The sequence below is a fragment of the Thioclava nitratireducens genome, from assembly GCF_001940525.2.
Lineage (GTDB): Bacteria > Pseudomonadota > Alphaproteobacteria > Rhodobacterales > Rhodobacteraceae > Thioclava > Thioclava nitratireducens.
The window spans coordinates 3,501,388-3,521,602 of record NZ_CP019437.1 but is presented as its reverse complement, the minus strand read 5'-3'; the positions used below and the strand labels follow the sequence as shown (position 1 = coordinate 3,521,602).

At 64.2% G+C, this 20,215-nt stretch carries 20 protein-coding genes and 1 tRNA gene; 12 read left to right on the top strand and 9 right to left on the bottom strand.

The genetic code is table 11. From position 1 onward, the window contains the following. The first annotated feature begins 68 nt into the window (after positions 1-68). The 6 genes from BMG03_RS16805 (at position 69) to BMG03_RS20810 (ending at position 6,150) form a co-directional block, all read left to right on the top strand. Complete coding sequence (locus BMG03_RS16805) at positions 69-845, top strand: enoyl-CoA hydratase-related protein (RefSeq protein ID WP_075774019.1); 777 nt, start codon at positions 69-71, stop codon at positions 843-845. A 51-nt stretch (positions 846-896) separates the two neighbouring features. Further along, positions 897-978 (top strand) — tRNA-Leu (locus BMG03_RS16800). A 126-nt stretch (positions 979-1,104) separates the two neighbouring features. Next, positions 1,105-2,886, top strand: a complete 1,782-nt coding sequence (locus tag BMG03_RS16795; protein WP_075774020.1) for an ABC transporter transmembrane domain-containing protein — start codon at positions 1,105-1,107, stop codon at positions 2,884-2,886. A 169-nt stretch (positions 2,887-3,055) separates the two neighbouring features. After that, positions 3,056-4,945 carry an acyl-CoA synthetase gene (locus BMG03_RS16790; protein WP_075774021.1) on the top strand — a complete coding sequence of 630 codons (1,890 nt, stop codon included), beginning with the start codon at positions 3,056-3,058 and terminating at the stop codon, positions 4,943-4,945. Positions 4,946-5,136: 191 nt separating this feature from the next. Continuing rightward, a complete protein-coding gene (locus tag BMG03_RS16785; RefSeq protein WP_075774022.1) occupies positions 5,137-5,886 on the top strand; it encodes a VPLPA-CTERM sorting domain-containing protein in 750 nt (249 codons plus the stop codon). Positions 5,887-6,009: 123 nt separating this feature from the next. Next, positions 6,010-6,150, top strand: coding sequence for a hypothetical protein (locus tag BMG03_RS20810; RefSeq protein ID WP_157771605.1), 141 nt, complete (start codon positions 6,010-6,012; stop codon positions 6,148-6,150). 102 nt (positions 6,151-6,252) lie between these two features. Here BMG03_RS20810 and BMG03_RS16780 read toward each other — a convergent pair whose 3' ends face one another. Continuing rightward, positions 6,253-7,062 carry a division plane positioning ATPase MipZ gene (locus BMG03_RS16780; RefSeq protein ID WP_075774023.1) on the bottom strand — a complete coding sequence of 270 codons (810 nt, stop codon included), beginning with the start codon at positions 7,060-7,062 and terminating at the stop codon, positions 6,253-6,255. 191 nt (positions 7,063-7,253) lie between these two features. Beyond that, entirely contained in the window at positions 7,254-8,909 is a 1,656-nt protein-coding gene (gene ettA, locus BMG03_RS16775) for an energy-dependent translational throttle protein EttA (RefSeq protein ID WP_075774024.1), read from the bottom strand. A gap of 282 nt (positions 8,910-9,191) precedes the next feature. Between ettA and BMG03_RS16770 the strand changes: the two genes are divergently transcribed. The 3 genes from BMG03_RS16770 to BMG03_RS16760 all read left to right on the top strand — a co-directional run bounded on the left by BMG03_RS16770 (position 9,192) and on the right by BMG03_RS16760 (position 11,225). Further along, on the top strand, positions 9,192-9,524 hold the full coding sequence (locus BMG03_RS16770) for a hypothetical protein (protein WP_075774025.1): 333 nt from the start codon (positions 9,192-9,194) through the stop codon (positions 9,522-9,524). Positions 9,525-9,799: 275 nt separating this feature from the next. Continuing rightward, positions 9,800-10,351 carry a hypothetical protein gene (locus tag BMG03_RS16765; protein ID WP_075774026.1) on the top strand — a complete coding sequence of 184 codons (552 nt, stop codon included), beginning with the start codon at positions 9,800-9,802 and terminating at the stop codon, positions 10,349-10,351. Positions 10,352-10,463: 112 nt separating this feature from the next. Then, positions 10,464-11,225, top strand: coding sequence for an ion channel (locus BMG03_RS16760; RefSeq protein ID WP_075774027.1), 762 nt, complete (start codon positions 10,464-10,466; stop codon positions 11,223-11,225). Positions 11,226-11,230: 5 nt separating this feature from the next. On the opposite strand, the gene BMG03_RS16755 is transcribed toward BMG03_RS16760, so the two are convergent. The 3 genes from BMG03_RS16755 to BMG03_RS16745 form a co-directional block, all read right to left on the bottom strand. Beyond that, complete coding sequence (locus tag BMG03_RS16755) at positions 11,231-11,701, bottom strand: CAP domain-containing protein (RefSeq protein ID WP_077701309.1); 471 nt, start codon at positions 11,699-11,701, stop codon at positions 11,231-11,233. Continuing rightward, positions 11,698-13,083, bottom strand: a complete 1,386-nt coding sequence (rimO, locus tag BMG03_RS16750; protein WP_075774029.1) for a 30S ribosomal protein S12 methylthiotransferase RimO — start codon at positions 13,081-13,083, stop codon at positions 11,698-11,700. The genes BMG03_RS16755 and rimO overlap by 4 nt, the downstream gene beginning before the upstream one ends. Before the next feature lie 150 nt (positions 13,084-13,233). After that, positions 13,234-13,836 (bottom strand): GcrA family cell cycle regulator, encoded by a 603-nt coding sequence (locus tag BMG03_RS16745; protein ID WP_075774030.1) that lies wholly within the window; start codon positions 13,834-13,836, stop codon positions 13,234-13,236. Positions 13,837-14,056: 220 nt separating this feature from the next. Here BMG03_RS16745 and BMG03_RS16740 point away from each other — a divergent pair, with 220 nt between their 5' ends. After that, on the top strand, positions 14,057-14,851 hold the full coding sequence (locus tag BMG03_RS16740) for an ABC transporter permease (RefSeq protein WP_075774031.1): 795 nt from the start codon (positions 14,057-14,059) through the stop codon (positions 14,849-14,851). A gap of 20 nt (positions 14,852-14,871) precedes the next feature. Here the strand turns inward: BMG03_RS16740 and trpA are convergent, their stop codons facing one another. After that, a complete protein-coding gene (gene trpA, locus BMG03_RS16735; RefSeq protein WP_075774032.1) occupies positions 14,872-15,663 on the bottom strand; it encodes a tryptophan synthase subunit alpha in 792 nt (263 codons plus the stop codon). 116 nt (positions 15,664-15,779) lie between these two features. Continuing rightward, positions 15,780-16,196: a VOC family protein gene (locus BMG03_RS16730; RefSeq protein WP_075774033.1), complete on the bottom strand. Its 417-nt coding sequence runs from the start codon at positions 16,194-16,196 to the stop codon at positions 15,780-15,782. 115 nt (positions 16,197-16,311) lie between these two features. On the opposite strand from BMG03_RS16730, the gene ychF reads away from it, so the two are divergent. Next, on the top strand, positions 16,312-17,409 hold the full coding sequence (gene ychF / locus BMG03_RS16725) for a redox-regulated ATPase YchF (protein ID WP_075774034.1): 1,098 nt from the start codon (positions 16,312-16,314) through the stop codon (positions 17,407-17,409). 16 nt (positions 17,410-17,425) lie between these two features. Here ychF and BMG03_RS16720 read toward each other — a convergent pair whose 3' ends face one another. Together BMG03_RS16720 and BMG03_RS16715 are read right to left on the bottom strand one after the other, a co-directional pair. Beyond that, entirely contained in the window at positions 17,426-17,914 is a 489-nt protein-coding gene (locus BMG03_RS16720; protein WP_075774035.1) for a cupin domain-containing protein, read from the bottom strand. Positions 17,915-17,967: 53 nt separating this feature from the next. Beyond that, the gene (locus BMG03_RS16715; RefSeq protein WP_075774036.1) at positions 17,968-19,590 is read right to left on the bottom strand and encodes an acyl-CoA dehydrogenase family protein; all 1,623 of its coding nucleotides are present in this window, start codon (positions 19,588-19,590) and stop codon (positions 17,968-17,970) included. 120 nt (positions 19,591-19,710) lie between these two features. On the opposite strand from BMG03_RS16715, the gene msrB reads away from it, so the two are divergent. Beyond that, the gene (msrB, locus tag BMG03_RS16710; protein ID WP_075774037.1) at positions 19,711-20,151 is read left to right on the top strand and encodes a peptide-methionine (R)-S-oxide reductase MsrB; all 441 of its coding nucleotides are present in this window, start codon (positions 19,711-19,713) and stop codon (positions 20,149-20,151) included. The last annotated feature ends 64 nt before the right edge of the window (positions 20,152-20,215 follow it).

The following is a 20,215-nucleotide window of genomic DNA, read 5'->3' as shown; positions in this document are numbered from 1 at the left end:
TTCCGCTTTCCCTTCGCGTGACCCGCGTTATCGTGGGCGCGCGACAAAGAGGGAGGCGCGTTTTCCAGATGGTGTTCAAGGTTATCCGTTACGAGGTCGAAGAGCAGGTCGCGGTGATCACGCTCAACCGGCCCGATGTAATGAACGCGCTTAACGCGCAGATGCGCGCGGAAATCCTCGAGGCGGTGAAACGCGCCGAGGATGAGGCACGGGTGATCGTGCTGACCGGCGCGGGCCGCGCCTTCTGCTCGGGGCAGGATCTGGGCGATGGCGTCTCGGCGGCCGGGCTCGATCTGGAGCGGGTGCTGCGCGACGAGTACGAGCCGATGCTCAAAGCGATCTACGAGAGCCCGCTGCCCGTGGTCTCCGCGGTGAACGGGCCTGCGGCAGGGGCGGGTGCGAATATTGCGCTGGCCGCGGATGTGGTGATCGCCTCGGAAGCGGCGAGCTTCATTCAGGCCTTCACGCGGATCGGGCTGATGCCGGATGCGGGCGGCACCTATTGGCTGCCGCGTCAGGTGGGCTTTGCCCGCGCAATGGGCATGGCTCTGTTTGCCGACAAGATCACGGCGCGGCAGGCGGCCGATTGGGGCATGATCTGGGAGGCCATCGCCGAGGTCGATTTCGACCACCACTGGCGCACCCGGGCGGCGCATCTGGCCAATGGTCCGACGGCGGCCTATCGCGCGGTGAAGCGCTCGCTGCGCGAAGGTTACAGCAATGATCTGTCGACCCAGCTGGAACTGGAAGCGGAGCTGCAGGGCAGCCTCGGTCAGAGTCACGATTTCCGCGAAGGCGTGACGGCGTTCCTCGAGAAGCGCGCGCCGAAATTCGAGGGGCGTTGAGCGCCCAGCGGCCTTGCCAAGTCGCCGCGCCCGCGCTAGCCAGAGCGCGCTGCGGGCGTGGTGGAATGGTAGACACACGGGACTTAAAATCCCTTGGGCATTGCCCGTGCCGGTTCGAGTCCGGCCGCCCGTAGCCTTCCTGCGAAAATGTGAGCTATCGTGAGGCCGTCCGGGCATGCGCGTCCCGCAGGCTTTGCCAATCGAGGCTTGCCCGCAATGCCCCCGCCGCCTAAACCCGTCGTCAAGCAAGGGGGAATTCATGGCTCGCAGACCGACGGGACCGGCCGATGACCGGCCCAAGACGAAGAAGATCGGCGCGCTCAAGGGGCTCGGCCCCTTCATCGCACCTTACAAGGGGCTGGCCTTCGGGGCGCTCTTGGCGCTGATCGCCACCGCCACGATCTCGCTGATCCTGCCGCTCGCGGTGCGCCGCGTGGTGGACGGATTCCAGAAGGGCGCGGCGCTGCTGGATCAGTATTTCTTCGCCGCGCTGGTCATCGCGGGTCTGCTCGCGATCGGGACGGGGCTGCGCTACTACCTCGTGACGCGCTTCGGCGAACGGGTCGTGGCCGATATCCGCAAGGCGGTGTTCGACCGGGTGATCTCGATGAGCCCCGCCTTCTTCGAGCGCATCCTGACCGGCGAAATCATCTCGCGCATCACCACCGACACCACGCTGATCCTCTCGGTGATCGGCTCGTCCGTCTCGGTCGCGCTGCGCAACGTGCTGATCCTGATCGGCGGGTTGATCATGCTGCTCTTCACCTCGGCCAAGCTGACCGGGCTGGTGCTGCTGGTCGTGCCGGTGGTCGTTGTTCCGATCGTGGTTCTGGGCCGCCGCCTGCGGGTGCTGGGCCGTGAGAACCAGGACTGGATCGCGAATTCCTCGGGCTCGGCCTCGGAGTCGCTTTTGGCGGCGCAGACCGTGCAGGCCTTCACCCATGAGGCGATCACCCGCGAGAAATTCTCCGACGTCACCGAGAAAGCCTACCTCTCCGCCAAGAAACGGATCGGCACGCGGGCGGTGATGACCGTGATCGTGATCTTCCTTGTCTTCGCCGGCGTCGTGGGCGTGCTCTGGATCGGCGCGCGCGACGTGCGCGCGGGCGAGATGAGCGTGGGCGAACTGGTGCAATTCGTGATCTACGCGGTGATGGTCGCGGGTTCCGTCGGGGCGCTGTCGGAAATCTGGTCCGAATTGCAGCGGGCGGCCGGCGCGACCGAGCGTCTGGTGGAGCTGCTGCAAAGCGAGGACTCGGTGAAAGACCCCGAGCATCCGGTGCCGCTGCCGATGCCGGCGACCGGCGCGATCCGGTTTGAGGATGTGAGCTTCCACTACCCGTCGCGGCCGCAGGCCTCCGCGCTCGACCATGTCGATCTCGACATCGCGCCGGGCGAGACGGTCGCGCTGGTCGGGCCCTCGGGCGCGGGCAAGACGACCGTCGTGCAGTTGATCCAGCGGTTCTGGGATCCCGAAACCGGCAAAGTCATGATCGACGGCTACGACCTGCGCGACATGGCGCGGCATGATTTCCGTCAGGCGATCGCGCTTGTGCCGCAGGATCCGGTCGTCTTCGCGGCTTCGGCGCGCGACAATATTCGCTTTGGGCGTCCCGATGCGACCGACCGCGAGGTCGAGGAGGCTGCGCGCGCGGCCCATGCCTATGACTTCCTCGAGGCTCTACCCGACGGGTTCGACACCTATGTCGGCGAGCGCGGCGTGATGCTTTCGGGCGGGCAGAAGCAGCGTATCGCGATTGCTCGCGCGATCCTGCGCGACGCACCGATCCTGCTTCTGGACGAGGCGACCTCGGCGCTCGATGCAGCCTCGGAACGCGAAGTGCAGGCGGCGGTCGATCAGCTGGCCAAGACGCGCACCACGGTGATCGTGGCGCACCGTCTGGCCACCGTGAAAAAGGCCGACCGTATCGTCGTCTTCGAGGAAGGCAAGATCGTCGCGCAAGGTACGCATGACAGTCTCGTGGCCGAGGGTGGTCTTTATGCGGAACTGGCGAAGCTGCAATTCACCGAAGGAGCGTGAGAGGCGTTCGCGCCTTTCCACCTTGAACCCGGACGCTTGTTTCCCCACGTCAGATTTTGCGTGACGTGACGTTTTGGCGGCGGCGTAACTCTTGCCGTGGCGGGCGCTTTTGCCGCATCCTGCGCGTGGCCCGTCAGTGGAGGATCGCGGCGGCCCCGGGAGGAGAATAATGCAGAAATTCGCGACAGTTGCCGACCGTGATGCGGTCGAGGCCGAGAAACCCTGGGAGGCGCGCAACCGCCCCGAAACGCTTTACGGTTTTCTCAGCGAGACCGCCAAGGCCCATCGCGATCGTCCGGCCCTGTCATTCCAGATCATGTCCGGCCCGACCGACAAGGCGGAGACGCTGACATGGTCGCAACTGCACGGCAAGGTCACGCAGGCCGCGAACCTGCTGCGCCATCTGGGCGTCGGGCCGACCGACACGGTGGCCTATCTGCTTCCGAATTCGCTGGAGACCGCGACGGTGCTGCTTGCGGGGGCCACGGCCGGGATCGTGAACCCGATCAACCCGCTTCTCGAGCCCGAGCAGATCGGCGCGATCCTGCGCGAAACCAAGGCGAAGGTTCTCGTCACCCTGAAGGCGTTCCCGAAGACGGACGTGGCGCAGAAGGCGGCTGAAGCCGTGCGGCTTGCGCCGAATGTCGAGGCTGTGCTCGAAGTCGATCTCAACCGCTACCTCTCGCCGCCGAAAAGCTGGATCGTGCCCTTCGTGCGTCCCAAGACCGAGGTGAAGCACAACGCGAAGGTGATGAGCTTCAACGGCGAAGCCGCGAAGATGCCCGGTGACAGGCTGATGTTCGACGATCCCAACGAGGATCGCGTCGCGGCCTATTTCCACACTGGCGGCACCACCGGCATGCCCAAGGTCGCGCAGCACAAATATTCCGGCATGATCTACAATGGCTGGCTCGGTGGTCGGCTCCTGTTCAAGCAGGACGACGTGATGATGTGCCCGCTGCCGCTGTTCCATGTCTTCGCGGCCTATCCGATCCTGATGTCGGCCATCGCCTCGGGCGCGCATGTCATTTTCCCGACCCCTGCGGGCTATCGTGGGGAGGGGGTGTTCGACAATTTCTGGAAGCTGATCGAGCGCTGGCAGGTGACCTTCCTCATCACCGTGCCCACTGCGGTCTCGGCGATGGTGCAGCGCAAGGTCGATGCCGATATCTCCTCGCTGCGGACCGCGCTCTCGGGCTCTGCGCCGCTGCCGATCGAGCTCTACAACCGCTTCAAGGCGGCGACCGGGGTCGAGATCGCGGAAGGCTACGGCCTGACCGAAGCGACTTGCCTGGTGTCGGTCAATCCGGTGGACGGGATGAAGAAGGTGGGCTCCGTCGGGATTCCGATGCCCTACACCCATGTGCGCATCCTCAAGAAGCGCAACGGCACGTTCGACGAATGCGGACGTGACGAGGTCGGCGAGATCTGCGTCGCCAATCCGGGCGTCTTCGAGGGCTCGACCTATACCGAGCCGGACAAGAACCACGATCTGTTCGCCGAGGAGCGTTTCCTGCGTACTGGCGATCTGGGCCGCATCGACGAGGACGGCTATCTCTGGATCACGGGCCGCGCGAAGGATCTGATCATCCGGGGCGGGCACAATCTCGACCCGGCAGAGATCGAGGACGCGCTGCTGAGCCACCCGGCCGTCGCTTTCGCGGGCGCGATCGGCCAGCCGGACAGTTTCGCGGGAGAGCTGCCCTGCGCCTATGTCGAGTTGGTGGCGGATGCCGAAGTGACCAACGAGGAGCTGATGGAGCACGCGAAAGCGAATATACACGAGCGCGCCGCGATCCCCAAATACCTGGAGGTGATGGACGAGTTGCCGAAGACGGCGGTGGGCAAGATCTTCAAGCCCGACCTACGCAAGAAGGCGATCATGCGGGTGCTCAATGGCGAGCTGGAAAACGCCGGCATCAACGCGCATGTGATTTCGGTCACAGAGGACAAGAAACGCGGTCTGGTGGCGCATGTCGCGACCACTGGCGACTGCGATCAGGACGCGCTGGCCCATAAGCTGGGCGAGTTTACCGTGCCGTGGGACTGGGCACAGTAAGTGCCCCTTCAGATCGCTGCCACCCATTGCGCCGCCCTCAGGGGCGGCGCTTCGATTATGGAGACATCGTGGCGGTGCATCGCGAAATTGCCCCCGACCGGCCCAAGTAGGTTCCGATTTCAATGGTTAAAGAAAGTCAAAGAAGCCGCATTCGCAAGGACGGATCGGCACCATTGAGATCGAGTGTAACGATGTTCCGGATTACCATTGCCCGTTTCGTGAAACGCGCCCTTGCCCTCTTTGTGGCGAGCGTTCTGTACAGTTCCGCCGCGCAGGCGGTGACCGTGGACCTGATCACGAACGGTGATTTCGAGACCGGTAACCTCTCGGGCTGGAGCACATCGAGCACCGCCTTCGCCGATGACTTCCAGATCAATAACGGGCGGTTCAACCCGCGCGGGCCGACGCGGCGCGTCGATCCGATTTCGGGCAATTACGACGTGATGAACGAGCAGACCGGCTACGGTGTATCGACGTTGACGCAATTCTTCGCGGTGCCCGATCAGGTGATCAGCGCCAGCTTCAACTTCACCTATCAGATCGTGAACCATTACCTCTTGGGATACGATGACCCGAACCAGCAGTTCCGCGTGAGCCTGATCGACAACGCGGGGGCGGTGATCTCGCAGATTTTCGCGACGCAGCCGGGCGATGCGACGACACAGGGTGCGACGGCGCTGAGCTACGACCTGACCAGCTACCTGCAGGCCGGGGTGGGCTCGACGCTGGGAATCCAGTTCGATGTCGAGACGAATTACTACTATATGAACGCCTCGCTGGACGAGATCGCGATGATGGTCGAGACGCCCGCGACGGTGCCGCTGCCCGCCTCGGTCTGGATGATGCTGGCTGGGCTGGGGCTTTTCGTGGGGCTTGGCTGGCTCGGTCGCCGGCGCGCCCGCGACCCGGTCGCAAATTGCGACAGCTTTGCCGCCGCGTAACAGGCCGTGAAAGCGTCCCGACAACGCCACCGACATATCCACAGCCCGCCACGTAAGCGCCTCAATTGAGCGGAAATCTGAAAGGGTGACGCCAGAACGGCGTCGATGCAAAGGAGACACGGAATGAGCCGCCTGATTGCCCTTTTCAGCTTCTTCAAGCGTCGGGAGGACCGGATCGAAGTGAGGATGAAGGCCCTTGGCGCGATGCCCGCGCCCCGCCGCAGCCGCGTCTCGCCCTTCGCCGAGATGCCGAAGCCTCAGTAAGAGCCGCGCGCCTTAGTGCAAGACCAGTGCCAGTGACAAAACGCCCGAGGGTCATTCCCAGCGGGCGTTTGTTTTTTCCGCTTTTCGCGCCGGGAGAGGGCCTCAGAAGTCGACCGCGACGCCGGGCAGGTCCAGCTCCTTCATCAGGTCGCGCACTTCCTGACGGGCCGCCACGTTGGAGATGTTGAGGCTCTCGACGCCGAGGTCCTTCAGGTCCAGAAGCGTCAGCCCGCGCGGGAACAGCTCGCGGAAGATCACCCGTTCGGAGAAGCCGGGCGAGACGCGGAACCCGATGCGCTTCGAGAGCTGTTCGAGCGCCGCGCCCACCTTGCGCTTGTTGTGCATCTGCTGGGCGCCCACGCGGTTGCGCAGCACGATCCAGTCGATCGGCTTCAGACCCGCCTTCGCGCGCAGCTGCCGCGCCGACCAGACCATCTCGGAATAGATCGAGGGGCCGATCACCTTCGACGTCACCGGATCGATCCGCGCCAGCAGGTCGAAATCGATGAAACTGTCATTGAGCGGCGTGACCAGCGTATCGGCCAGCGAATGGGCGACCTGAGACAGCCGCGTATGCGAGCCGGGGCAGTCGATCAGGATGAAATCGCAGGACGGCTCCATCTCGGCCACGGCGGTAGACAGACGGTGGTCATAGGGGTTCTCGCCCGGACCCAGCGTCGAGGCGTCCACCTCGGGCAGTTCGCGATAATCGGGGCAGGGCAGATCGAGCCCCTCGCGATCCATATAGGCCAGCCGGTTCTCGATATAGCGCCCGAAGCTGCGCTGCCGCAGATCGAGATCGAGCGCCCCGACTTTCCATCCCATCCGCGCCAAGGCGGTCGCCACATGCATCGAGGTGGTGGACTTCCCCGACCCACCCTTTTCGTTGCCCATCACGATGATATGCGCCAAGTCCCATCCCCGCTTTGTCTTGTGTCTTGTCCCTTACCAGACACTATAGATGGCAATAGGGAACTGGGGAAGGTGGCGCGCGAGGGGCGAGGTGCCGTGGCCTAGAAACACTGCGTTTAAGCAACAGAGAAAAGCGCAGAGCATGGTTATGCTCTGCGCTTTCGCTTTTCGTTCGAAGTGTGTGTCGGAACTTACCGGCTGAACTTCTTATACTTCACCCGCTTCGGCTCGACGGCATCGGGGCCGAGGCGACGGATCTTGTCTTCTTCGTAATCCTCGAAGTTGCCCTCGAAGAATTCCACATGGGCGTCGCCCTCGAAGGCGAGGATATGGGTGCAGAGGCGGTCGAGGAAGAAGCGGTCGTGCGAGATGATGATCGCGTTGCCGGCGAAGTCTTCGATCGCGGCTTCCAGCGCCTGCAGGGTTTCGACGTCCAGATCGTTGGTCGGTTCGTCGAGCAGCAGCACGTTGCCGCCCTCTTTCAGCAGCTTGGCCATGTGGACGCGGTTGCGCTCACCACCCGAGAGGAGACCCACCTTCTTCTGCTGGTCGCCGCCCTTGAAGTTGAACGCGCCGCAATAGGCACGGCTGTTGACCTGCGCGTCGCCCAGTTCGATGAGTTCGGCCCCGCCGGAGATTTCCTCCCAGACGGTCTTGTTCGCATCCAGCGCGTCGCGCGACTGGTCGACATAGGCGAGCTTGACGGTCTCGCCGAGGGTGATCTCGCCGGTGTCGGGCTTGTCCTGACCGGTGATCATGCGGAACAGCGTGGATTTACCGGCGCCGTTCGGGCCGATCACGCCGACGATGGCGCCCGGCGGGATCGAGAAGGAGAGATCCTCGATCAGTTGCTTGTCGCCGTAGTGTTTCGAGATGCCCTCGACCTCGATCACCTTGCCGCCCAGACGCGGGCCGTTCGGGATGATGATCTGGGCCTTGCCGACGCGCTCGCGCTCGGACTGGTCCGCCATCTTTTCATAGGCCGAGATACGCGCTTTGGACTTCGCCTGACGGGCTTTCGCGCCGGCGCGGATCCACTGAAGTTCCTTCTCGAGGACCTTCTGCTTGGCCTTGTCTTCGCGGGCTTCCTGCTCGAGGCGCTTGGCTTTCTGCTCCAGCCATGCGGAGTAGTTGCCCTCGTAAGGGATGCCGCGGCCGCGCTCGAGTTCGAGGATCCACGAGGTGATGTCGTCGAGGAAGTAACGGTCGTGCGTGACGCAGAGGATCGTGCCCTTGTATTCGATCAGGTGCTTTTGCAGCCACGCGATGGTTTCCGCGTCCAGGTGGTTGGTCGGTTCGTCGAGCAGGAGCATGTCGGGCGCTTCGAGCAGCAGCTTGCACAGCGCGACCCGGCGGCGCTCACCGCCTGAGAGGGTTTCGACATCGGCGTCGTCCGGCGGGCAGCGCAGGGCCTCCATCGCGACGTCGACCTGGCTGTCGAGATCCCACAGGTTCTCCGAGTCGATCTCGTCCTGCAGCTGGGCCATCTCCTCGGCGGTCTCGTCCGAGTAGTTCATCGCCAGCTCGTTGAAACGCTCCAGCTTGGCCTTCTTGGCGGCCACGCCTTCCATGACGTTGCCGCGCACGTTCAGCGCCGGGTCCAGATCGGGCTCCTGCGGGAGGTAACCGACTTTCGCGCCTTTCGCGGCCCAGGCCTCGCCCGAGAAATCCTTGTCGATGCCGGCCATGATGCGCAGCAGCGTGGACTTACCCGCGCCGTTTACGCCCACGACGCCGATCTTCACGCCGGGAAGGAAATTCAGGCGGATGTTTTCGAAGCATTTCTTGCCACCCGGATAGGTCTTCGAGACACCATCCATGTGATAGACATATTGATAGGACGCCATAGTCGACCTCGTATGGAATAAGGGGTTTGGGCGCCTTCTATGCGGAAAGCCGGGATAGGGAAAGGGGGCGTGGCGGGAGCCTACGGGCGAGCCTGCCGCTTCTGTCGCGGAACTGTCAATTTTCAAGGTGCGCAGATGCGCAGAACTGTGTTTGAAATCGCCAGTTTACTGCGAATGCGAACGATCCTAGATCAGCGTCATCGCCGAGGGCACAGACGCTTCCCCCTGTCGCTTCGCTCTCGGTGAGAAGAACAACATGCGTATTCGTATAGGAGAGTAACCATGAAAACGCTTATCACGACTTCCGTCCTCGCCCTCGCCCTGAGCACGTCGCTGGCTGCTGCCGGCGGTGACGGCTACGGCTCCATCGCGCCCTCGATGTCGCAAAGCTCGTCGGCCAGCAAAGGCTCGGCTGTTGGCGAAGTGACCCCCGGCAAGGCCCAGATCGCGGCCCAACTCGGTCTGAACCCGGCCGAATACACCACCGCCGAGCTGTTCCGCATCCAGAACGCGCTGCGCAACGGCAATCGCGACGAGGCGAAATACGTCATCAACCACACCAACCGTCAGCCGGTCGACGTGGCGCCGCAGCCCGTGATGGGCCGTGACGCGTAAGGTCGACGCAGTGTTCTGACCGAAAACGGCTCCCTCGCGGGGGCCGTTTCTATTTGTGCGAACCTGTCATTTTCTTTCGATAAAATTGGTTTTCACATGTATTCCAAATACTTCACGGCGTCTGGAACGGGCGAGAGTTCCCTGTGTATATGTGTTTGAGTAAACATGGGAGCGGGCCGAAACGGCCTTTTGTGCGATGATTGGGTTCATAAGTCGGGGTCATCGGCGCCAGACGGTGCCGCGGAAAATCAACCTGCTGATGAAAGGATTTCATCATGACCCGCAATCTTCTGACTACTGCTATCGCAGCGCTCGCCCTCACGGCAGGCTCCGCCGGACTCGCTTCGGCCGCCACGACCTATAACGGGCCTGACAATAATTCGGACCTGGGTGTCATCGCGCCTTCGATGACGCCGCAAACCCAAGGGTCATCGATGGTCGTCAACGCGACCAATCAGGGCAGAGCGCAAGTTGCCGCAGAGTTGCAAACCTTCGCCGGTCTCAACAATGTCGATCCCACGCAATATTCGGTGGGAGAGTTGCAGAAAATGCTCCACGCAGCGCGCAAGGGCGATACTGCCAAGCTGGCCTACTACCGCAGCCACGCGGACCGGCATCCGGGCGGTCCCGGCCTCGGCAAGACCACGCCGGGCAAGACCCAGATGGCTTCGCAGCTTGGGCTCAACCCCGACAACTACACCGTTGCCCAGCTTCAGCGCATCCAGCATGACGTGCAGCGCGGCAACTATGGCGACGCCCATTTCATCGTGACCCAAGGCGCTTCGTCGCAACCCACGACGATGCACTTCGCGCCGAAGGCTTCCTGACCTGACATCGCCTGACTTGACGAAAGGGGCGGTCCTTCAGGGCCGCCTTTTTCATGCGCTTTGACAGGGCGGTCAAAGCCTGTATCCCTGAGCGGGACCTATGGGAGAGAACATGCTCGAAACGCTAAGGCATTATTACGAGGGCGAGAGCCACCGGGCGCATGTCTTCCGCTACGGGCTTCTGATTTTCGACCTCTTGACGATCGTCTTCGTCATCGTGACCTCGTTCTTTCCGCATTCCAGCACCATAGGCGCGATCGATGCCGTGATCGGCGTCGTGATCGTAGCGGATTTCCTCGCCCGTTACGCGATCTCGGGCGAGAAGGTGCGGTTCTGGACCCGCGCGCCGACCTGGGCGGACCTGATCGCGATCGGCTCCTTCCTTGCGCCGATCGCGGGGCAGGGGTTGGGCTTTCTGCGAATCCTGCGGACGCTGCGGCTGTTGCACACCTACCAATTGCTCGCCCGGCTGCGGGCGGATTTCTCTCTATTCCGGCACCACGAAGAGATTATCGTCGCGGCGATCAACCTTCTGGTTTTCCTCTTCGTCATGACCGGGCTGATCTATTCGACGCAGGTGCGGATCAACCCGGAGATCAAAAATTACGCCGACGCGCTCTATTTCACCGTCACCACGCTGACGACGACGGGCTTCGGCGACATCACCCCCAAGGGCGAATGGGGGCGGATGATCTCGGTCGCGATCATGATCTTCGGGGTGACGCTGTTCCTGCGGCTCGCTCAGGTTCTGTTCCGGCCAACGAAGGTGCGTCACGAATGCCCGACCTGCGGGCTGAAACTGCACGATGCCGATGCGGTCCATTGCAAGCATTGCGGCGAGGTCATCCATATCGACACCGAAGGGATAACCTGAGCGTCTCAGCAGGGCTTGGCGAGCACCATCACGTACCACGAGCCCTTGCCGTCGCGCTTGGGGACGACCGCCACGCCGATCCGCGTCACGCCGCGTAGCAGGATGTTGCGGCGATGGCCGGACGACTTCATCCAGGCGTCGAAGGTCTCGCCCGGATCGCGTTGGCCCATCGCAACATTCTCGGCGATCAGGCAGGCGTGAAAGCCCGCGCGCTCCGCGCGCGTGAGTGGGGTCGACCCGTCGGAGCCCGTGTGGGCAAAGAAGCCGCGCCGGGCCATGTCGCAGCCCTGTGCCGCGGCTGCCTGTGTCAATTGCGGGTCCATCGCGAGCGCGTTGAGGCCCTGCGCCTGTCGCTGTTGCGAGGTTGCCTGCGCGATCTCTCGCCCCTGCGCGGCATCGATGGCGCACTCGCCAGCCTGCGCCGCGAGCGGGAGCAGGCCGAAAAGCAAGGCGGACAGGGCGAAAATGCGGATCAAACGAGTCGTCCCCAGAGATCGTATTCCGAGGCCTCGTCGACCTCGACCGTCACGATATCACCGGGGTTGAGATTCTCGAAATCCTCATCGATGAAGAGGTTGCCGTCGATCTCGGGAGCATCTGCCTTGGTACGGCAAGTGGCGCCTTCGGCATCGACAGCATCCACGATCACCTGCTGCACGGAGCCCACCTTTGCCTGCAGCTTCGCATCGGAAATCGCCTGCGCCTTCTCCATGAAGCGGTTCCAGCGGTCCTGCTTGACCTCGTCGGGCACATGATCGGGGAGGGTGTTGGAGCGCGCGCCCTCGACATTCTCGTACTGGAAGCAGCCGACGCGATCGAGCTTCGCCTCGTCCATCCAGTCGAGCAGGTACTGGAACTCGTCCTCGGTCTCGCCGGGATAGCCGACGATGAAGGTCGAGCGCAGCGTGATATCCGGGCAAGCCGCGCGCCATGCCGCGATCTCGTCGAGCGTCTTGGCCGAGGCCGCGGGCCGTGCCATCCGCTTGAGCACGTCCGGATGGGCGTGCTGGAACGGGATGTCGAGGTAAGGCAGCACGCCGCCACCGTTCTCCTGTGCTTCCGCCATCAGCGGGATCAGATTGCGCACATGCGGGTAGGGATAGACGTAATGCAGCCGCACCCATGCGCCGAGCGACCCCAGATCGCGGGCGAGATCGGTGATATGCGCGCGGTGGCCCCGCTCTTCGGCATGTTTGATATCGACGCCGTAAGCGGAGGTGTCCTGCGAGATCACCAGCAATTCGCGCACGCCCGCACCGACCAGCTTCTCGGCCTCGCGGACGATCGCATGGGCCGGACGACTGACGAGGCGGCCGCGCATGTCAGGGATGATGCAGAACTTGCACTTGTGGTTACAGCCCTCGGAAATCTTGAGATAGCTGTAATGGCGCGGCGTCAGCTTCACGCCCGCGGCGGGCAGAAGGTCGACGAAGGGATCGGGATCGGGCGGCACGGCCGCATGGACCGCGTCGAGAACCTGCTCGTATTGATGCGGCCCGGTCACTGCGAGCACGGACGGGTGCGTGCCGGTGATATATTCGGGCTCGGCACCGAGGCAGCCAGTTACGATGACCCGACCGTTCTCGTTCAGCGCCTCGCCGATCGCCTCGAGGCTTTCCGCCTTGGCGCTGTCGAGAAAACCGCAGGTGTTCACGATGACAGCATCCGCGCCCGCGTAATCGGGCGAGATCGCGTAGCCCTCGGCGCGCAGTCGCGTCAGGATGCGTTCGCTGTCGACCAGCGCTTTCGGACAGCCAAGCGAGACCATCCCGATCAGCGGCTGACCGGGGCGGGGGGCATCCGTGATGCGCGCGCGGGGCGCGAGATCGGGACGCAGGTTCGGAGGGTTCGTGCTCATGGCGCGCGATATAGCCTTTGCAGGGCGCCCCGAAAAGCCCCTCGCATCGAGGCAGCGTCGGTTGGGGCGGCGGGATTGCGGCGTGTGTGACCGGTTCAAAAGAAAAGGGCGCCTCGCGGGGCGCCCTTCGATATCACGGGGGAAGCGGCCTCAGCGGCGACGGTCGCGGCGCGAGCTCATCGGCTGGAAGGCGACGCCGACATGGGCCTCGCAATAAGGCTTACCGGATTGGCTCGGCAGGCCGCAGAACCAGAATTCCTCGGTCGCAGGGTCGCCGATCGGCCATTTGCAAGTGCGCTCGGTCAGCTCCATCAGGCCAAGCTTCTTGGCGTGTTTCTCGACCTCGCCGACCTTGGCCAGCGCGGCCGGGTCGATCTCGTTGGCCGACGGCTGCGGCGGCAGCGGCTGGCCGGCGGGGATGATCGCCTTGCGTGCGGGCGCGGCCGAAGGGGCTGCGGCCTGAGCGGGCGCGGGGCTCGCCGGTTTCGCGGCAGGTTTGGGGTCCGGCGCCTCGGCCGCGGGCTGCGCGGCGGGCTTCTCGGGTTTCGCCTCGACCTTCTCGGGCTTGGCTTTCGGCTCGGGTTTCGCGGGCTCTGCTGCGCCGCCGGTGCGGTTCGACAGGCCGAGGCGATGCACCTTGCCGATCACCGCGTTGCGCGTCACACCGCCCAGCTCTTTCGCGATCTGGCTGGCCGATTGGCCTTCGGTCCACATCTTCTTGAGCAATTCGACGCGTTCATCGGTCCAGGACATGGGCATCCTTCCTTGGTTTCCTGCAAGTCCGTCTTGCAGGCCATTCCAGTTTCAATCCCTATTTTAGCGGGAGAGCGCAGAGATACAATCGCGGGGCCCGCTTTTCAAGGGCTACGAGGCGGTTCGGGCGCGTGCGCAAGCGGGAAACCGGCTGTGCGCTCGCTGCGTTGAGCTGCGGGCCGCGAGCGTGTAGGGAGCGGTCAACAACGGGAGTATCAGGATGTACGAGATCGGTGTGCGCCGTTTTGGCGCGGTAAACTGGATGGGCCTGCGGATGTTGGGCTGGCGCGAGATTCGCCGCTTTCTCGCGGTCTGGCAGCAGACGGTGTTGGCGCCGCTGATCACCGCCGGGCTGTTCCTGACCGTCTTCGCGCTGGCCTTCGGGCGCAATCGGGCCGACGTGCTCGGCGTCGATTTTCTGCATTTCATTGCGCCGGGCATCCTGATGATGACGGTGATCCAAAACGCCTTTGCCAATACGTCCAGCTCGATCGTGATCGCGAAGGTGCAGGGCAATATCGTCGACACGCTGATGCCGCCGCTTGCGCCGTGGGAAATCCTCGTGGGGTATCTGACCGGCGCGGTAGCGCGCGCGCTGATCGTGGCGGTCGTGATCTGGATCGGGCTGTTTGTCGTGCTGGGGCAGGGTGTCGCACATCCGCTCTGGGCGCTGGCCGCAGTCGTCTTCGGCGCTGCCTTCCTTGGCGGGCTGGGCATTCTGGCGGCGGTGTTTGCCGACAAGTTCGACCAGATGGCGGCGATAACCAACTTCATCATCACGCCGCTGTCGTTCCTGTCGGGAACCTTCTACTCGGCCAAGGCGTTGCCGCCGGCCTTCCAGATCCTGACCCATTACAATCCGGTCTTCTACCTGATCGACATGGCCCGCTTCGGATTTTTGGGCGTGTCCGATGCGTCACCGTGGCACGGTCTGGCGGTGATCGGCGTGGCGCTGATCGTGGTTCTGGGACTCGGCTGGTACTGGCTGCGCATTGGCTATCGCATGAAGCCCTGAGCCAGTCGCGGCGCGGCGACTTACGCCGAGTGCGCGCCGCCCGCGAGGCCTTTCACGAAGTCCAGAACCTCGGCCACCGGCTTGCCCTCGGCGATCTCTTTCACGATGGCCGAGCCCACGACGCAGCCATCGGCCACGCCCGCGATGGTCTCGGCCGCCTCGGGCGTCGTGATGCCGAAACCAACGATCACCGGCAGATCGGTCTTGGCCTTGATCCGTGCGACTTCCGGGCCGACCTCGGTCGCCTGCGCGGCCTGAGAGCCGGTAATCCCCGTCACCGAGACGTAATAGACAAAACCGGACGTGTTCTGCAGAACCTTGGGCAGGCGCTTGTCGTCGGTCGTCGGCGTCGCTAGGCGGATGAAGTTGATCCCGGCAGCCTGCGCGGGGATGCAAAGCTCCTCATCCTCTTCCGGCGGCAGGTCGACCACGATCAGCCCGTCGATGCCCGCGGCCTTCGCATCTTCGAGGAAGCGATCCACGCCGCGCGAATAGATCGGGTTGTAATAGCCCATCAGCACGATCGGCGTGGTGTCGTCGGTCTTGCGGAATTCCGCCGCCATGTCGAGCGTCTTCTGCAGCGTTTGCCCGCCGTCGAGCGCGCGCTGCCCCGCCAGCTGGATCGTCGGACCGTCGGCCATCGGATCGGTGAAGGGTACGCCCAGCTCGATGATGTCGACGCCTGCCGCCGGCAGGCCTTTCATCACCTCGAGCGAGGTTTCCAGATCCGGGTCGCCCGCCATGATATAAGAGACGAAGGCTTTCTTGCCCTCTTCCTTGAGGCTGGCGAATTTGGCGTCGATGCGAGTCATGGCGTCCCTCCGGCTGGTCCCGAAGCGGTTTGCGCGAAGAGGGCGGGAAAATCAATGCCTCGCGCGCGTGATCGAATGCCACGACGGCCCGCGCATACTGCGGCGACGGACCGCGCCTACATCTTCGAGGGGCCGTTGATCATCCACGCCGTTCCGAAACGGTCACGCAGCATTCCGAACCCGTCGGCCCAGAACGTGTCGTCGAAAGGCATCATGACCTCCTCGGCCCCATCCATCAGCCGCTCGAAGATCGCCTTCGCGGCCTCCCGGCTGTCCGAGACATGCGAGATCGAAACCGAGCTTTGCGGACGATCGCGACCCTCGGGCCAATCCGATGCCATCAGCGCGCCATCTCCGAGCTTGATCAGCGCATGCATGATCCGCGCCTTGCCGCTATCGCTCATGCCTTCGCTGGCCTCGGGCATGTCGCCATAACGCATGAGCAAGGGGGGCTCGGTGCCGAAGAGGTCGGCATAGAAACGCATCGCCTCTTCGCAGTTTCCTTGAAAGTGGATGTAGGGTTCGAAACTCATCGCGGTCACCTCCCTGAACACGAAGGCCAGCCTATCACGATTCCGGCCCTCGCGCGCGCTTGCACCGGGGGCGGCCAATGAATAAGAAGCGCGCAGCCACAAACAGGAGGGCGAAATGGGTTTCAAGATGGGTATCGTGGGTCTGCCGAACGTGGGTAAATCCACCCTCTTCAACGCGCTGACCAAGACGGCGGCCGCGCAGGCGGCGAATTTTCCCTTCTGCACGATCGAACCGAATGTCGGCGAAGTGGCCGTTCCCGATGAGCGGATCGACACGCTGGCCCAGATTGCAGGCTCGAAAGAGATCATCCCGACCCGTATGACCTTCGTCGATATCGCCGGCCTCGTGAAAGGCGCCTCGAAAGGGGAGGGGCTGGGCAACCAGTTCCTCGCCAATATCCGCGAAGTCGATGCGATCGCCCATGTGCTGCGCTGCTTTGAAGACGGCGACGTGACCCATGTGGAGGGCCGCGTCGATCCGGTGGCCGATGCCGAAACCATCGAGACCGAACTGATGATCGCCGATCTCGAAAGCCTCGAGAAGCGTATCGCGAACCTCGCCCGCAAGGTGAAATCCGGCGACAAGGAAGCCAAGGAAGCGATGCGCCTTCTGGAGCAGGCGAAAGAGGCGCTGGAAGCCGGTCGCCCCGCGCGAACCGTCGAGGTGTCCGAGGACGACCGCAAGGCGTGGAACATGCTGCAGCTGCTGACCGCCAAGCCGGTTCTCTATGTCTGCAATGTCGAGGAAGGCTCCGCCGCGACCGGCAACTCGAAATCGGAAGCGGTCGCCAAGATGGCCGCCGAGCAGGGCGCGGGCACCGTGGTGATCTCGGCCAAGATCGAAGAGGAAATCTCGCAGCTCGACGCCGAGGAAGCCGAGATGTTCCTCGAAGAGATGGGGCTGGAAGAGGCCGGTCTCGACCGCCTGATCCGCGCGGGCTACGACCTGCTGGGCCTGCAGACCTATTTCACCGTCGGCCCGAAAGAAGCCCGCGCCTGGACGATCCGCAAGGGCACGCTGGCCCCGGCGGCGGCGGGCGTCATCCACGGCGATTTCGAACGCGGCTTCATCCGCGCCGAGACGGTCTCCTACGACGACTACGTCGCCAACAAGGGCGAAGCGGGCGCGAAAGAGGCCGGCAAGTTCCGCGTCGAGGGCAAGACCTACGAAGTCAAAGACGGCGACGTGCTGCACTTCCTGTTCAACGCGTGAACCTCGGCTGGGGGCGTCACTTCTTCGCCCCCGCCTTGACCTCCGTGATCGCGTCGACATCCACGATCTGCCACGGCATCCCCGCATTGCGGTAGAGCCGCTTGGCCTTGTCAGGATAGTCGCCCACGTCATGGGGTAGGCGCTGGCCCACCACGAGCAGCCGCAACATCTCCGATCCGGTATTCTCGATCGTATGGGCCGCGCCGCCCGCGCGGTAGCCGATGAAATCGCCCGGCCCGATCGCGTGACGCTCTTCGCCGATCCGCGCGGTCGCCTCGCCGCTGAGCACGAAGATCGCCTCGTCCTCGTGGTGGTGGCGGTGAAACTCGGTGGTCTCGCAGCCGGGCTCCACTTCGATGATATGCACCCCGATCCCGGTCAGCCCCGTCGCATCGCCAAGGCTCTTGTTGATCCGCCGAGCATTCGGGTTGAGGAAATGCGTCTTGGCCAGCCCCTCCATCGCCGCGATCTCATCGGCCCGGATCAGATATCGGTCTTCGCTCATCGCGCCCCTCCTTCTCCTTGATCCAAATATCCCCGCCGGAGGCTTCCGCAGTCTCAGCCAGCGATCCGGTCCAGGATAGCAGAGACATCGCTGCCCGCCATCGCGCCGGTGGTCCGGCCCCCCTCGCCCGCAAGCCGCGTCGCGACGAAGGCGTCATTCACCGCAGCAGGTGCATTTCGGATCAGCAGCGACGCGGTCAGGAGCAGCGCGAGCCGTTCCGCGAACCAGCGCACCTCGGCCTCGGGTGGGAGCGCAGGCCAGCGGGCGAGGTGATCGGCCAGCGCCGCGTCATAGCGCGGATCGGTGCCGCGCGCCGCGTCCAGCTCCGCGCTCAGCATCTCCGCCGCCAGCGGCTCTTTCGCGAGGGTCCGCAGGATGTCGAGACAGATCACGTTGCCCGAGCCTTCCCAGATGCCGTTCAGCGGGGCCTCGCGGTAGAGCATCGGCATCGGCGTGTCCTCGACGTAGCCGATGCCGCCCAGCACCTCCATCGCCTCGTAGGTCACCACGGGGCAGCGTTTGTTGCCGTAATATTTCGCCAGCGCCACGCCGATCCGGGCGAAGGCGCGATCCTCGGGGCGGGCGCTGTCGAAGGCCTGCGCGACGCGCATCCCCAGCGTCAGCGCGCCTTCCCAATCCAGCGTCAGGTCGGCCAGCACCGCGCGCATCAGCGGCTGGTCGATCAGGCGCCGTTGGAAGGCGGCGCGATGCGTCGCCCAGTGATGCGCCTCGGAGATCGCCGCGCGCATCAGCCCCGCAGGCGCGAGCGCGGTGTCGAGTCGGGTGTGATGCACCATCTCGATGATCGTGGCGACGCCCCTGCCTTCCTCGCCCAGAAGATGGGCCAACGCGCCCTCATATTCGATCTCGGAGGACGCGTTGGAGCGATTGCCCAGCTTGTCCTTCAGCCGCTGGATTCGGATCGCGTTGCGCTCGCCTTCCAGCCAGCGCGGGACGAGGAAACAACTCAGTCCCTTGTCGGTCTGCGCCAGCGTCAGGAACCCGTCCGACATCGGCGCGGAGCAGAACCACTTGTGGCCGGTCAGCCGCCAATGCCCGTCCGCCGGCTCGGCGCGGGTGGTGTTCGCGCGCACGTCCGAGCCGCCCTGCTTCTCGGTCATCGCCATGCCGAGCGTCGCGCCGGTCTTCTCGCCCACCGGCAGCACGCGCGGATCGTAGCTGCGCGCGGTCAGTTTCGGGCGCCAGATCGCGGCGATCTCGGGCGTGGCCTCGAGCGCGGGCACCGCGGCATAGGTCATCGTCATCGGACAGCAGCTGCCGGGCTCGACCTGGCTCGCGAGATAGACCATCGCGGCGTGGGTGGGGTGGCCGCCCTTCGCGCCTTCCCACGGCAGCGCGGCGTAGCCCGCGCCGATTCCAGCCTCCATGAAGCGATGATAGGCGGGGTGAAAGCGCACTTCGTCAAGCCGTCGTCCACCCATGTCGAACAGCCGCAGCTCCGGCAGGTAGCGGTTCGCGTCGCGCCCGGCTTCGCGCATCTCGGTCGTGCCGAGGGTCCGGCCGTAATCCGAGAGCGTATCTGTCTGACCGCCCGCCCGCGCGACGGCCTCGCGCAGAGGCGCATCCGCGCCGAACAAATCGACGTCGCCGCGCGCGGGCGGCTGGTTCTCGACGTGATGGGTGGGCAGATCGGCGCGGGGATCGGGCGTGGTCATGGCAAACTCCTCCTGATCCGGATGGTAGGCGCGCGCCGTAAAACATGCGAGTGAAACGCGGCGGCAGGGCTTTTCTCGCGGCCGCCGCCGCCTAGATCAGGCGCGAAAGGGAGACCCATCATGAGCAAATGGCAGAAATCCGACGACGCGATCGCGAAACTCACCCCCGAGCAATACCGCGTCACGCAACAAAACGGCACCGAGCGCCCCTTCACGGGCGAATATGACGACCACTCCGCCAAGGGCATCTATGTCGACGTGGTCTCGGGCGAGCCGCTTTTCGCCTCCTCGACCAAATACAACGCGGGCTGCGGCTGGCCGTCCTTCACCAAGCCCTTGATCGACGATCATGTCGTGGAGCTGACCGATACCAGCCACGGGATGACGCGCGTCGAGGTGCGCTCGAAACATGGCGACAGCCATCTGGGCCATGTGTTCCCCGACGGGCCGCGCGATCAGGGCGGTCTGCGCTACTGCATCAACTCCGCCTCGCTGCGCTTCGTGCCCTATGAAGACATGGAGGCCGAGGGCTACGCCGACTACCTGGATCGGGTCGAGTAACGAGCGGGTCAGGGGCCTTTACCTTCCCGCGGCCCGGTGGCAGGGTCCGCGCAACATCAAATGA

Coding starts and splice junctions, on each gene's coding strand:
- BMG03_RS16805 (WP_075774019.1), top strand. CDS start 69: ATGGTGTTCAAGGTTATCCGTTACGAGGTCGAAGAGCAGGTCGCGGTG.
- BMG03_RS16795 (WP_075774020.1), top strand. CDS start 1,105: ATGGCTCGCAGACCGACGGGACCGGCCGATGACCGGCCCAAGACGAAG.
- BMG03_RS16790 (WP_075774021.1), top strand. CDS start 3,056: ATGCAGAAATTCGCGACAGTTGCCGACCGTGATGCGGTCGAGGCCGAG.
- BMG03_RS16785 (WP_075774022.1), top strand. CDS start 5,137: ATGTTCCGGATTACCATTGCCCGTTTCGTGAAACGCGCCCTTGCCCTC.
- BMG03_RS20810 (WP_157771605.1), top strand. CDS start 6,010: ATGAGCCGCCTGATTGCCCTTTTCAGCTTCTTCAAGCGTCGGGAGGAC.
- ettA (WP_075774024.1), bottom strand. CDS start 8,909: ATGGCGTCCTATCAATATGTCTATCACATGGATGGTGTCTCGAAGACC.
- BMG03_RS16770 (WP_075774025.1), top strand. CDS start 9,192: ATGAAAACGCTTATCACGACTTCCGTCCTCGCCCTCGCCCTGAGCACG.
- BMG03_RS16765 (WP_075774026.1), top strand. CDS start 9,800: ATGACCCGCAATCTTCTGACTACTGCTATCGCAGCGCTCGCCCTCACG.
- BMG03_RS16760 (WP_075774027.1), top strand. CDS start 10,464: ATGCTCGAAACGCTAAGGCATTATTACGAGGGCGAGAGCCACCGGGCG.
- rimO (WP_075774029.1), bottom strand. CDS start 13,083: ATGAGCACGAACCCTCCGAACCTGCGTCCCGATCTCGCGCCCCGCGCG.
- BMG03_RS16745 (WP_075774030.1), bottom strand. CDS start 13,836: ATGTCCTGGACCGATGAACGCGTCGAATTGCTCAAGAAGATGTGGACC.
- BMG03_RS16740 (WP_075774031.1), top strand. CDS start 14,057: ATGTACGAGATCGGTGTGCGCCGTTTTGGCGCGGTAAACTGGATGGGC.
- trpA (WP_075774032.1), bottom strand. CDS start 15,663: ATGACTCGCATCGACGCCAAATTCGCCAGCCTCAAGGAAGAGGGCAAG.
- BMG03_RS16730 (WP_075774033.1), bottom strand. CDS start 16,196: ATGAGTTTCGAACCCTACATCCACTTTCAAGGAAACTGCGAAGAGGCG.
- ychF (WP_075774034.1), top strand. CDS start 16,312: ATGGGTTTCAAGATGGGTATCGTGGGTCTGCCGAACGTGGGTAAATCC.
- BMG03_RS16720 (WP_075774035.1), bottom strand. CDS start 17,914: ATGAGCGAAGACCGATATCTGATCCGGGCCGATGAGATCGCGGCGATG.
- BMG03_RS16715 (WP_075774036.1), bottom strand. CDS start 19,590: ATGACCACGCCCGATCCCCGCGCCGATCTGCCCACCCATCACGTCGAG.
- msrB (WP_075774037.1), top strand. CDS start 19,711: ATGAGCAAATGGCAGAAATCCGACGACGCGATCGCGAAACTCACCCCC.